The sequence below is a fragment of the Streptomyces fulvorobeus genome (assembly GCF_013167895.1).
Taxonomy (GTDB): domain Bacteria; phylum Actinomycetota; class Actinomycetes; order Streptomycetales; family Streptomycetaceae; genus Streptomyces; species Streptomyces fulvorobeus.
On sequence record NZ_BLWC01000001.1, the window covers coordinates 724,698 to 736,599 of the forward strand.

The 11,902-nt window shown below is 70.8% G+C and carries 10 protein-coding genes and 1 pseudogene; 4 read left to right on the top strand and 7 right to left on the bottom strand.

Annotated elements, in window-relative coordinates:
* The first annotated feature begins 37 nt into the window (after positions 1-37).
* A complete protein-coding gene (locus Sfulv_RS03130) occupies positions 38-1,393 on the top strand; it encodes a DUF11 domain-containing protein (protein WP_256668801.1) in 1,356 nt (451 codons plus the stop codon).
* A 337-nt stretch (positions 1,394-1,730) separates the two neighbouring features.
* On the opposite strand, the gene Sfulv_RS03135 is transcribed toward Sfulv_RS03130, so the two are convergent.
* Positions 1,731-2,717, bottom strand: coding sequence for an alpha/beta fold hydrolase (locus Sfulv_RS03135; RefSeq protein ID WP_173311048.1), 987 nt, complete (start codon positions 2,715-2,717; stop codon positions 1,731-1,733).
* 177 nt (positions 2,718-2,894) lie between these two features.
* Between Sfulv_RS03135 and Sfulv_RS03140 the strand changes: the two are divergent.
* The 3 genes and pseudogenes from Sfulv_RS03140 (at position 2,895) to Sfulv_RS03145 (ending at position 4,420) form a co-directional block, all read left to right on the top strand.
* Positions 2,895-3,484, top strand: a pseudogene (locus Sfulv_RS03140) (helix-turn-helix domain-containing protein).
* Between the two features lie 172 nt (positions 3,485-3,656).
* Positions 3,657-3,962, top strand: a complete 306-nt coding sequence (locus Sfulv_RS31785; protein WP_503827469.1) for a DUF8825 domain-containing protein — start codon at positions 3,657-3,659, stop codon at positions 3,960-3,962.
* Positions 3,963-4,000: 38 nt separating this feature from the next.
* Positions 4,001-4,420, top strand: a complete 420-nt coding sequence (locus Sfulv_RS03145) for a hypothetical protein (protein WP_173311050.1) — start codon at positions 4,001-4,003, stop codon at positions 4,418-4,420.
* 120 nt (positions 4,421-4,540) lie between these two features.
* On the opposite strand, the gene Sfulv_RS03150 is transcribed toward Sfulv_RS03145, so the two are convergent.
* From Sfulv_RS03150 to Sfulv_RS03175, 6 genes are all read right to left on the bottom strand, one after another.
* Positions 4,541-5,521, bottom strand: a complete 981-nt coding sequence (locus Sfulv_RS03150; protein ID WP_173311052.1) for a hydroxyacid dehydrogenase — start codon at positions 5,519-5,521, stop codon at positions 4,541-4,543.
* Between the two features lie 41 nt (positions 5,522-5,562).
* Positions 5,563-6,483 (bottom strand): carbohydrate ABC transporter permease, encoded by a 921-nt coding sequence (locus Sfulv_RS03155; RefSeq protein ID WP_173311054.1) that lies wholly within the window; start codon positions 6,481-6,483, stop codon positions 5,563-5,565.
* Between the two features lie 2 nt (positions 6,484-6,485).
* Complete coding sequence (locus Sfulv_RS03160) at positions 6,486-7,385, bottom strand: carbohydrate ABC transporter permease (protein WP_173311056.1); 900 nt, start codon at positions 7,383-7,385, stop codon at positions 6,486-6,488.
* Positions 7,386-7,486: 101 nt separating this feature from the next.
* On the bottom strand, positions 7,487-8,815 hold the full coding sequence (locus Sfulv_RS03165; RefSeq protein WP_173311058.1) for an ABC transporter substrate-binding protein: 1,329 nt from the start codon (positions 8,813-8,815) through the stop codon (positions 7,487-7,489).
* A gap of 174 nt (positions 8,816-8,989) precedes the next feature.
* Positions 8,990-10,783, bottom strand: a complete 1,794-nt coding sequence (locus tag Sfulv_RS03170; RefSeq protein WP_173317554.1) for a glycoside hydrolase family 35 protein — start codon at positions 10,781-10,783, stop codon at positions 8,990-8,992.
* Positions 10,780-11,865 carry a LacI family DNA-binding transcriptional regulator gene (locus tag Sfulv_RS03175; RefSeq protein WP_173311060.1) on the bottom strand — a complete coding sequence of 362 codons (1,086 nt, stop codon included), beginning with the start codon at positions 11,863-11,865 and terminating at the stop codon, positions 10,780-10,782. Before Sfulv_RS03175 ends, Sfulv_RS03170 begins: the two co-directional genes overlap by 4 nt.
* Positions 11,866-11,902: the final 37 nt, after the last annotated feature.

Below are 11,902 nucleotides of genomic sequence, written 5' to 3' on the forward strand. Positions count from 1 at the left end.
GTACAACCATCCGCCGATCTCCGCTGTCTTGATCCCCGTGAAGAAGACGCTCATCGCCTCCGCCGCCGCACTCGGCGCGCTCGCCGCCGTCACCGGCCCGGCCGCGGCCCCCGCCGCGGCCGCCTCCGACGCCCTGTGGCTCTGGTCCGACCCGTACGAGATCACCCTCGCGGGCCCGTCCGAGGACGGCTCCCCCGCACCGTCGCAGTCGCTGACCGTGCAGATCAGCCACGACAACACGGCGACCACCGTCGCGGCCGGCACGCTCACCGTCGACGCCTCCGGAGTCGCCTCGTTCGCCGAGGTCACCTGGCCCGCGAACTGCCGCCCGGAGAACGAGACCACCGCCGTCTGCACCACCCCCGAACTCCCCGGCGGCGCCAACGCCCCCGCCGCGCGGATCGGCCTGACCACAAAGCCGGGCGCCACCGACGGCAACGACGGCTACGTCCGCTACACCGCCCAGGCCGGCGGCATGAACGCCTACCCGGGCGAGACCTACGTCGCCGTCAACGACGGCCCCGCGCTCGGCCTCACCCAGGCCGAGTACCGCACCGGCATGGCACCCGACCAGCCCTTCGACTCCTCCGTCGTCCTCGGCAACCAGGGCAACCGCACCGCCGACCGCACCCTGCTCACCGTCTTCACCTCCCGCGGCATCCGCCTCGGCATGTCCGTCCCCTCCAACTGCGAGTCCACGAACGCCGTCACCGGCCGTACGTTCCTCTGCGTCCTGGACGAGCGGACGACCCCGGGCGCGTACCACTCCCTCCCGCTGAAGTTCCGCACCAAGGACATGGCCCTCTTCGACCGCGTCGACTATTCGGCGCAGCCCTACTCCGAGCAGGCGCTCGCCGAGGCCCGCGCCGGCCGCGCCTTCACCCCGGGCGCCGGCCCGGAGCTGAACCTCACCCCGGCCGCCGCCCCCTCCGACGAGCTCCAGCCGTACCGCAGCTTCACGGTGAAGACCGTCAACCAGGCCGACTACCGGCTGACCGCCTCCACCGTCTCCGGCGCGGCCGGCGACACCGTCCCCGCCACCGTCACCGTCCACAACGCGGGCCCCGCCTGGGTCGCCTCCCTCGGCGCGGGCGAACCCGCCGCGACCGTCGACATCGACATACCCGCCGGCACCTCGGTCGCCTCCGCCCCCGACGCCTGCTGGTCCGAGTCCGGGACCCGCTACCGCTGCAACACCCCCATCTACCTCACCGAATCCGGCAAGCCCGCCACCCACACCTTCCCCTTCACCCTCCACATCGACGAGGTCATCCCGAACGCCACCGCCCGCGCCGCCCTCTACAACGACGCCTACGAACCCGCCGTCCGCACCTTCGACCCCGACCTGACGAACAACACGGCCACTCTCACCGTCAACCCCTCGACGAGCTGACGCACGCCCCCTCCGGCTGCCCGGCCCGACCCCTGCGCCGGCCCTGTACGAGCCGGGCAGCCGACCCCCGCACCGCCCCGGTAACCCCACTCGCATCACCCGTGGGCGACTGGCCCGCCCAGAGGGGGGAACGGGCGGGCACGGGCGGACCAGAGCGCCGAGCGCCCGACGCCGCCCACCCCCACCCGATTTACAGTCCCGGACGCATGGGCTGGGGACGTGAGCGGGTTGCGTCGACAGTTGGAAGTGCTCGGTCACAGGCAGGGTGGCGGACGTGTGAGAACGCCGTATCGCCTATGTGGGGGGTGCCCGGGGGCGGGTGCCCGGTGTGTCCGGTTCAGCTCTGGAGGGTGGTGAGCCAGTCGGTCAGCAGGCGGTTGACCTCGGCGGGGCGTTCCTGCTGGATCCAGTGGCCGCAGCCTTCCAGCAGGTGGGATGCGGACAGGGCGGGGAGAGTGGTGGGGTAGGCGTTGATGGCGTCGGCCATCCAGGTGGTGGAGGCGTCCAGGGTGCCGCCGATGAACAGGGACGGCTGTGTGACCGGGGCGCCGCGGTGGGGGGCGAGGTCCTCCCAGTCGCGGTCCATGTTGCGGTAGCGGTTGAGGGCGCCGGTCAGGCCGGTGTGCTCGAACTCCGCGGCGTAGACGTCGAGGTCGTCCTCGCTCAGCCAGGCCGGGAGCGGGCCGGTGGGGAAGCGGTCGCGCAGCCGGCCGCCGTGGGTGACGAAGTGCGGGTCGGGCTCACCCCGGGCGGGCATGGTGTCGGCGGACAGCGCCGCGTAGAAGCCGGCGAGCCAGCCCCGGACGTCGGGCTCGATCTCCGCCTCGGCGCGGCCGGGCTCCTGGAAGTAGGAGACGTAGAACTCCTGCTCGGGGCCGCCGATCCGGCCGAAGACGTCGGTGGGGCGGGGGCCGCCCGGCGGTGCGTAGGGGACGCTCAGCAGGCCGACGGCGTGGAAGACCTCGGGGTGGAGCAGTGCGGAGGAGGCGGCGATGTTGGAGCCCCAGTCGTGGCCGACGACCACCGCGCTCTCCTCGCCGAGGGCGCGCACCGCGGCGACGTTGTCCTGCACCAGGTCGAGCATCCGGTAGGCGTCGGTGGCGGCGGGTCTGGAGGAGCGGCCGTAGCCGCGCACGTCGATCGCCGCCGCCCGGTAGCCGGCGGCGGCGAGGGCCGGGAGCTGGAGGCGCCAGGAGTACCAGGACTCGGGAAAGCCGTGCACGAGTAGGACCAGCGGGCCCGTGCCCTGCTCGACCAGATGCAGGCGCCCGGCCGGGGTTTCGATGATGCGGTGGCGGAGCTCGGCGGTCGGCTCGGGCTGCATGGGCTTCTCCTGGTTTCGCGGGCGGAGGCGGCTACTCGTCGATCATGCGGCGCGGCGGCTGCCCGCCGCCATCAGCGTTGCCATCCTGGCAAGATCGCAGGACGGGGCGGTTGAGCGGTGCGGCTGGAAGGAGCGGGGACGGTGGCTGGCGAGGAGCTGGGCGACACGTCGGCGGCCATGGGGCCCAGGCTGCGGGCCGCGCGCGAGCATCATGGCGCCACGCTCGCCGGTATCAGCCGCGCGACCGGCATCTCGCCGAGCACGCTGTCGCGGATCGAGACCGGCCGGCGCAAGCCCACCCTGGAGGTGGTGCTGAAGCTGGCGAAGGAGTACGGCGTCTCCCTGGACGTGCTGGCCGGCACCGCACCCGTCCCGGCGGCTGCGCCGCGCACCTCGGCGCCGCTGAGCTTCGGCGACGACAAGGCGGTGCTGCCGCTCACCCGGTACGTCGGCGGCTTGCACGCCCACAAGCACGTACTGCCCGTCGTCGAGGATCTGCCCGCCAGGCCCCGGCAGGTCTCCCACGAGGGCTATGAGTGGCTGTGCGTCCTGTACGGGCGACTGTGGCTCGCGCTCGGCAGCCAGGATCTCGTCCTGACCGCCGGGGACGTCGCCGAGTTCGACACCCGCACCCCGCACGGGATGGCGAACACCGGCCTCGGCGGGCCGGTCGAGTACCTGATCCTGTTCGGACCGCAGGCGAACGCCTGCGGCCGCGGACCCCACCGCCCTTTGGCCCGGAGCCCGGTAACCCGCAGCCCTTGTGACCGATCCAGACGCCGTGCCGCTCAGGGGGGAAACCACGGCAATCAGCCACCCGTGGCGGAAAAGCGACCGACAGTGCCCGGGGCCGGGTCTGCGTGACGTCGGCTCGCGTGTATGACGGAACCGGTGCACTCCATGCAGATGCATCGAACACACTTACTATTAGCGTATGACATGACTGCACCGAGGTTCCCCCACGCCCTCCACGCCGCCCAGGTCCGGCTTCACCGGGCCACTGCGGAGCTCCTGGGATTCGGGCGCAGCCTGCCGTGGCCGGTGGAGCCGCATGAGGGGTGGCCAGGCAAGGAGCACTCGCGCACCGGTGAGGTCACCGGCGGCCGACCGCCCTCGCCCGGGTGGACGGACGAGCAGAAGGCAACGTTCGTACGGGCGTTCCTGCGTGCGGATTCCTCTGGAGTGAGGGTGTCTGGAAACGGTACTGCCCTCTGGACACCGTCGACAGGCGGCCTGGAGAGTTGAGGGTGCTCGAACAACCAGCCGTCAACTCGGGGAGAGTCATGCGTACTCGTCTTGCCGCCGCCCTCTGCGGCACCGTTCTCACCGCTGGGACGCTGCTGAGTGCGCCCACGGCCAGCGCCCAGGCAACTGCCTATCCGACCACCCCGTTCGACGTCACGGTCGGAAATACCTACACGAGGGGCACCATCACCTGGTACGACCGTTCGGTCGGTGTGACGGGCACGGAGAAGTCGGTGGATGTGTCCAACTGCCGGGGCACCACAGTATTCACCCTGGACAGCGCCAGGCATCAGCTGGACTTCAACTACAGCGGCGGGGTGTGCGGCACGAGCGCGGCCTTCACCGCCCCTGCCACGGCGGATGTCCCTGGTGGTGCGTCTTTTGTACGCGTCTGCCTCGATGACGCTGGTGTCTACCCCCCCACGTACTACCTGTGCAAGGTGTACGGGCGCCCGTAAAGCACCACTCCCCGGCGGATGTCCAGCGGACCCGCGATGAAGCACCAGATCTCGGTAGGCACGCAGCGCCCGGGCCGGCACGGGGGCCGGCCGTGCCGGCTCCTAGATGTTCGGGGATGCTCAGGCCGAGCGGGTCAGCGCTTCGGACCACACCGGATCGGCGTAGGGCAGTCCTTGTCCATACCTTTCCAGTTCATCGAGCGCGGCGTGCGCCACCCGGAGCAGTTCGTTGCCGAGCGAGCCGGCCACGTGGGGTGTCAGCAGCACGTTGGGAAGGTCGTACAGGGGCGAGGAGGCGGGCAGCACCTCCGGCTCGGTCACGTCCAGCACCGCGTTCAGCCGTCCCGAGACCAGTTCGTCCGTCAGAGCGGCGGTGTCGACCAGGGAGCCGCGTGCCGTGTTGATGAGCGTCGCACCGTCCGGCAGCAGGCTCAGGCGCTCCCGGTCGAAGAGATGCCGAGTCCGCGGGAGTTCCGGCGCGTGAATCGTCACCACGTCGCTCGTCACCGCCAGGGTGTCGAGCGGCACCGGCCGGACACCGAGCCGTGCCGCCTCCTCCTCGTCCACGTACGGGTCGTACAGCAGCACGCGCAGGTCGTGCGGGCGCAGCAGCTCGATCACCCGGCGCCCGATCCGGGACGCGCCGACGACGCCGACCGTGCGGCGGTAGTTCCCGCCCGCCCCGATCAGGTCGATCGAGCTGATCCGGGCTCGCGTGTCCCGGTACGCCCGCTCCGCCGCCAGCACACCCTTGCCGGAGAAGAGGATGGCGGCCAGGGTGTATTCGGCGACGGGCAGCGCGTTCGCCGCCGCCGCGGAGGCGACCGTCAGCCCCCGCTCCCAGCAGGCGTCGGTGATGTGGTGCTTCACCGAGCCGGCGGCGTGCACGACCGTGCGCAGCCTGGGCATCCGGTCCAGCACCCCGGCGGTGAGCGGTGGGCAGCCCCAGCCCGTCAGCAGCGCCTCGGCCCTCGCGAGCACCTGCGCCAGAGCGGGGTCGGCGAAGTCCTCGACCACGAGGGAGGGGTCGGTGTCGGCGAGGGCAGTGAGCCGGTCGAGCGCCATGCGGTCGAACAGCGCCTTGCTGACCGAAGGGTCCATCGCGAGGACGGTACGCGGACGGCGGGACGGGAGAGGCGGCGTCACTTGACGGCTCCTGCGGTGAGGCCGGAACGCCAGTAACGCTGGAGCGCGATGAAGGCGACGGCGAGGGGGACGATGGACAGCAGTGAGCCCGTGATGACGAACGAGTAGAACTGCGGCTCCTGCGCGAGGGTGGCGTTCCAGTTGAACAGGCCCAGCCCCACGGGGTAGAGCGCGGAGTCGTTGAGCATCACCAGCGGGAGGAAGAAGTTGTTCCAGCTCGCGGTGAACGAGAAGAGGAAGATCGTCACGAAGGCGGGTGAGAGCATCGGCAGCGCGACGGACCGGAAGGTCCTCAGTTCGCTCGCGCCGTCGAGCCGGGCCGCCTCCAGGGTCTCGCCCGCGACGTAGCTCTCGGCGAAGACGCGGGCCAGATAGACGCCGAAGGGGTTGACCAGGCCGGGGATCAGCACGGCCCAGTAGGAGTTGACCAGCCCTGTCTCCGAGGCCATCAGGTACATCGGCAGGGAGAGGACGGTGTGCGGGACGAGGATGCCCAGCAGCACGAGGCCGTACAGCTTCTCCTTGCCGGGGAAGTGGTACTTGTCGAAGGCGTACCCGGCCAGCAGCGAGACGAGGGTGGAGGCGAGGGCGCCGACGACCGAGTACAGCATGCTGTTCGCCATCCAGCGGCCGAAGATCCCGTCCTGGTGGGCGAAGAGGGCGGAGAGGTTGGCGAAGAGGTTGAAGTCGGCGAGCTGGAAGCCGGGACGGCCGAACAGATCTCCGTTGCTCTTGGTGGCGTTGAGCAGCAGCCAGCTCAGCGGCATCAGCGTGTACACGGCGACGATGGCGAGGATCGTGTTGACCGCGGCCTTGGACGACCACGAGGTGCCGGTGGGGCGTCGGCGGGGGGTGGCCGTCCGTACGGGTGAGGCGGCCGGCGCCCCGGTCGCGGGTGCCTCGGCGGTGAGCGCCATGGTCACGCCTCCTTCCAGCGGTTGCCGAGCTTGGTGATGACGAACGACAGCGCGGCACCGAGCAGCGCCAGCATCAGGGAGGCCGCTGCCGCCAGGCCGTAGTCGTGCTTGGTGAAGGCGGCCTGGTAGATGTACATCACCGGGCTCCAGTTCTGCGAGATGGCGGACGACTGGGCGCGCAGCACCTCCGGCTCGTTGAAGAGCTGGATCGCGCCGACCGCGGTGAAGAGCATGGTGAGAACGACCGACGAACGGATCATCGGCAGCTTGACGGCCAGGGCGGTGCGCAGCTGTCCGGCGCCGTCGACCGTGGCCGCCTCCAGGGTCTCCCTGGGCACGGCCTGGAGGGCGGCATAGAAGATCACCGTGTTGTAGCCCATCCACTGCCATGCGGCGGCGTTGGCCATGGAGAAGATCACCGTGTCGGCGCCGAGGAAGTCCCATTCGACGCCGAAGGTGTTAAGGAAGTCCACCACCGGGCTCAGACCGGGCGTGTACAGGAAGCCCCAGATGATCGCGGCGATGAGGCCGGGCACGGCGTGCGGCAGGAAGTAGGCCAGCTGGAAGAGTCTCTTCGCGCTCGCCATCGTGGAGTCCACCAGCAGGGCCAGGGCGAGGGCCCCGCCCACCATCACCGGGATGTAGATCAGGCAGTACAGGGCGACGTGGAGGAAGCCGTCGCGGAACGCGGTGTCCTCCAGCGCCCGCAGGTAGTTGTCGACGCCGACGAACAGGGTCTCCGGAGCCTCGAATCCGAGGCCCGAGGTGGCTTGTTCGCGGAACAGACTCATCCACAGCGCGTAGCAGACGGGGGCGACGAGGGTGGCGAGGAAGAGGACGAAGAAGGGGGCGATGAAGAGGGCCGGTGTGCTGCGCTGCCCGCGGCCGAGCCGGGAAGTCATCGGCGGTAGCTCCTTGGATGATCGGGCGCCCGGGGCGGGCGGACCCGGGCTGACGTGTCCGCCCGCGTCCGCCCGCCCCGGGGGAAACCTCGTAGCGGGCGTTACTTGGCGAGCTTGAGACCCCGGTCGGTGATCGCCTTCTCGGCTGCGGCCTGGCCGGCCTGGAAGGCTGCCCAGAACTCGCCGGTTTTCTGCGCCTTGCCGAACTCCGCCTGCAGGGTCATCGTCGTGGAGTTGTGCACCGGGCTCCAGCTCCAGCCTTCGGCGATGTTCGGCACCTGGGCACCGGCGACGGCGTAGATGTCCTGCCCGCCGAAGTAGGAGGCGTCGAACGTCGACTTGGCGGCGGCGCGGAGCTTCTCGGCCGCGGGCAGGCCGCTGGAGGTGCCTGCCGCGAGCCGGGCCTTGACGGCCGCCTCGTCGGTGGTCGCCCACCGGATGAACTCGGCCGCCGCCTTCGCCTTCTTGCTGTCCTTGGTGATGGCGAAGGCCGAGCCGCCGACCGCGCCGGTGGCCGGCGTACCCCAGTGCGGGAGCGGAGCCTCGGCCCACTTCCCGGCCTGAGCGGGGTACGTGGTCTTGATGGAACCGGCGCTCCAGGAGGCGCCGATCAGCGCGATCGCCCTGGAGTCGGTCACGGTCTTGGTGGCCTCGGGGCTCCACGCCTTGTGGTTGAGGACGAGGTCGTTCCTGACCAGGTCCTTCCAGTAGTCGGCGACCTTCTTCGTGGCCGGGTCGGTGATGCTCACCTTCCAGGCGTCGCCGGTCGAGCCGTACCACTGTGCCCCGGCCTGCTGGGAGAGCCCGGCCCAGGTAGCCGTGTCGTCGCCCCAGAAGTCGAGCAGCCGCGCCTGCCCCCTGGAAGCGGTCCTGACCTTCTCGGCCGCCGTCCGGAACTCGGTCCACGTCGTGGGGACCTCGATGCCGTACCGCTTGAACAGGTCGGTGCGGTAGTAGAGCGTCTGCGGGCCCACGTCGTACGGCGCGGCCCACGTCTTGCCGCCTAGGGTGACCAACGCCTGGACGGAGGCGGGGGCGTACCCCTTGACGGACTCGGCCAGTTCGCCGCTCGAGTCGCGCAGCAGTCCCTGGGTGACGAGGTCGGGGACGGCCTGGTACTCGAGGTTGACGACGTCCGGCGCGTTGCCCGCCTTCACGGCCTTGGAGATCTTGTCGTAGCCGCCGTTCAGGCCGGCGGGTATCTCGGCGAAGGTGACCTTGATGTCCGGGTGGGTCTTGTTGAACGCGGCGGCCATGTCCTTGGTCCCCGGCATCCATGACCAGTACGTGATGTCGACGGGCTTGCCGGCGGAGCCGGTCGCGGCGTCCGCCGAGCCGGAGTCCGCTCCACCGCAGGCGGTCGCGAGCAGGGCGAGGGCGGCGACCGCGGCGGCGAGGGCCGGAGCGGACGTGCGGGAGGTGGACTGCATGGCGCTACTCCTACGGGAGGCGTGTGAAAGCGGCGAGTTGACGCACATCTTTCGGCCAGAACCGATCAGAGTCAATAGCAAGTGAACAAACGACCATCAAGAAAAGATATCGATCGAACAATCTGTCCATATGAACACTCGAACAGACACCGTGACCGCCGGGCCCCGTGCGGGTCAGCCGAGATCCGCGTCGCGGCGCAGCTCGACCACGGGCCGGTCACAGCCGTCGAGCTCCAGTACGACGATCTCGTTGCGCCCCGCCTCGAGCAGCGGCCAGGGGACGTACAGCGTGCGCTGCGGCCCCCGTTCCTCCCAGTAGCGGCCCAGGCAGAAACCGTTGACCCACACATAGCCCTTGCCCCAGCCGGGCAGTGCCAGGTACGTGTCGGCCGGCTCGGCCACCTCCAGAGAACCCCGGTGGAACACCGGGCCCCGGTCCGCCCCCGTCGCGCCCCACGGCAGCGCGTCCGGCGTCCCGTGCCCCAGCTCCACCGCGCGCGCGGTCCAGCCGTGCAGCATCTGCTGGGTGTGCAGCACCCGCCGCACACCCTTGCGGTCGCCGAGCCCCGCCCCGTAGTTGATCCGCCCCATCGACTCCACCAGCAGCTCCACACGCGCCTGGGCGCCGGGCACCGCGACGTCTTCGATCGACTCGACCCGGTCGCGTTCCAGTACGCCGACCGCCCTGCCGTCCACGAAGACGTGCGCCCGGTCGGCCAGCCCTTGGACGGAGAGCGGGTAGGGGCCGCGGGGGCCGGGAATCCACGACTCGTAGAGGACCAGGCCGTGGCCCGTGCCCAGTTCCTCGAAGGACGGCGGCTCCGGGGCGCTTACCCCCGGACCCGCGAGTGCGTCCAGCACGTCGAAGAGCCGGACCGATTCGGTGAGTTCGACGGACGCCGGGAGCAGCAGCGGGGCGGGCGGCTCCGGCTCGGGCAGCGGCTCGACGGCGTAGGCCCTGAGCACGTCCCGGAACGCGGAGAACTTCTCCGTGACGCCGCCGCGCTCGTCGATCGGCGCGTCGTAGTCGTACGAGGTCACCGTCGGCAGATAGCGCTCACCGGTCGCCGGATCCTTGGTGTTGGCCCCCGCCCAGGTGGAGAAGTTCGTCCCGCCGTGCGCCATGTAGAGGTTGACCGACGCGCCGGCCGCGAGGATCTCCTCCAGCGCGGCCGCGGCTTCCGCCGGATCTCGTACGACGTGCTCCGTGCCCCAGTGGTCGAACCAGCCGCACCAGAACTCCATGCACATCGCCGGGTCCTTGGGCCGCAGCTTCCTCAGGCTCGCGAACGCCTCGGTGGCGCGGCTGCCGAAGTTGACGGTGGCCTGCAGCCCCGGGACCGTCCCGCCGGTCAGGAAGAAGTCGTCGGGGCCGTCCGAGGTGAACAGGGGAACGTCGATGCCACGCGCCCGCAGCCCGGCGGCCAGGTACTCCAGATACCCCGTGTCCGATCCGTAGGACCCGTACTCGTTCTCCACCTGCACCATCAGCACGTTGCCGCCGCGGGTGACCTGGTGGGCGGCGACGATCGGGATGAGCCGGTCGAACCAGCGATCCACATGGGCCAGGTACGCGGGGTCCTGGCAGCGCAGCGACCGCACCTCGCGGTCGGCGAGCAGCCACCAGGGCAGGCCGCCGTTCTCCCACTCCGCGCAGATGTACGGCGAGGGCCGCACGATCGCGCGCAGGCCGGCCTCGCGGGTGGCGTGCAGGAAGCGGTCGAGGTCCGCAGGACCCGTGAAGTCGTACGCACCCGGGCGGGGCTCGTGGAAGTTCCACGGGACGTAGGTCTCGACGGTGTCGAGGCCCAGTGCCCGCAGCATGTGAAGGCGGTGCGGCCACTGCTCCGGCAGGACGCGGAAGTAGTGCAGGGCGCCGGACAGCAGGCGCGCCGGGCGGTCGTCGGGGAGGAACCCCCGGCCGGTATGTGGAACATGGAGGTTTCTCCCGTGCTCTGCGACAGTCAGGGGCTGGTCGGCGCGCTGGAGGCACGTACGCGCAGTTCGGGCAGGATGGCCAGCAGGTGGCGAGCACGTCCCGGATCGGCGACGCGCTGCGCGAGCAGGTCCACCGCGGCCGCGCCGACGGCGTGCTTGGGCGGGGCGATCGCGGTGAGCGGGATGTCGGCGAGTGAGGCGACCTCGTCGTCATAGGCGACGACCGCGATATCACCGGGCACGTCCAGGCCGCGGGAGCGCAACCGTTGGAGCAGCACGATCGCGTCATGGTCGTTGTGGATCAGGGTGGCGTCCAGCAGCCCTTCGCCCGCCGCGTCGGCGAGCGCGTCGAGCAGCCGCTCGCGCTCGGCCGCGTCACCGGCCGGCGGAGGCAGCCGGAAGAGCGCGCTCTCATCGCCACCGGGCGGTTCGAGCCCGGCCGACACCAGACCGCCGCGGTAGCCCTCCAGGAGGAGTGCGCCGTGCGGGCTGTCCTCGCGGAGCATCAGTCCGATCCGCCGGTAGCCCGCGTCCGCCAGGTGCCGCACCGCGAGCCTGGCGCCGTACACGTGGTCGGTGACCACCCGCTCGGCGCCCGAGATGTCGTCCCCCGGCCGGCGCTCGACCAGGACGTGCGGCACAGCCAGCTCAGCGAGCCAGGACGCGGCCGCCGCCGAGCCGCACGGGGTGATCAGGAGCCCGTCCACGCCGTCGGCGAGCATCTGCGCGGCATGCGCCCGCTCCTGCTCCGGGCTGTACTGGGAGATGCCCAGGACCAGACGGATTCCGCGGTCGCCTGCCGCCTCCTGCGCGCCCTTGATCACTTCCGGGTAGTAGTAGTCCGCGGCCGGCACGATGAGACCGAAGGTCATGGCCCCGCCCTCGGGCCGCTTCCGCGCCGGCTGCGCGGGGCCGGTGCTCTGGGCATGGCTCTCCTGCAGCACGGCGCCGCCGTGCACGCGGGCGATCAGGCCCCGCTCAGCGAGCGCCTCGATGTCCCGGCGGACGGTGACCGGTGAGACCCGCAACTCCTCGGCGAACTCGGTGACGCGAAGTGAGCCCTGCTCACGCAGCCTGCGGAGTATCGCCTGATGCCTTTCCTCGGCATGCATGCCTCGGTTCCCCCTTCGTCGCCGGACTGAGCTGCAG

What these genes read in the sequence shown, in the direction of transcription:
- Sfulv_RS03155 (WP_173311054.1), bottom strand. Translation starts at nt 6,483, where the DNA reads ATGGCGCTCACCGCCGAGGCACCCGCGACCGGGGCGCCGGCCGCCTCA.
- Sfulv_RS03145 (WP_173311050.1), top strand. Translation starts at nt 4,001, where the DNA reads ATGCGTACTCGTCTTGCCGCCGCCCTCTGCGGCACCGTTCTCACCGCT.
- Sfulv_RS03135 (WP_173311048.1), bottom strand. Translation starts at nt 2,717, where the DNA reads ATGCAGCCCGAGCCGACCGCCGAGCTCCGCCACCGCATCATCGAAACC.
- Sfulv_RS03165 (WP_173311058.1), bottom strand. Translation starts at nt 8,815, where the DNA reads ATGCAGTCCACCTCCCGCACGTCCGCTCCGGCCCTCGCCGCCGCGGTC.
- Sfulv_RS03150 (WP_173311052.1), bottom strand. Translation starts at nt 5,521, where the DNA reads ATGGACCCTTCGGTCAGCAAGGCGCTGTTCGACCGCATGGCGCTCGAC.
- Sfulv_RS03175 (WP_173311060.1), bottom strand. Translation starts at nt 11,865, where the DNA reads ATGCATGCCGAGGAAAGGCATCAGGCGATACTCCGCAGGCTGCGTGAG.
- Sfulv_RS31785 (WP_503827469.1), top strand. Translation starts at nt 3,657, where the DNA reads ATGACTGCACCGAGGTTCCCCCACGCCCTCCACGCCGCCCAGGTCCGG.
- Sfulv_RS03160 (WP_173311056.1), bottom strand. Translation starts at nt 7,385, where the DNA reads ATGACTTCCCGGCTCGGCCGCGGGCAGCGCAGCACACCGGCCCTCTTC.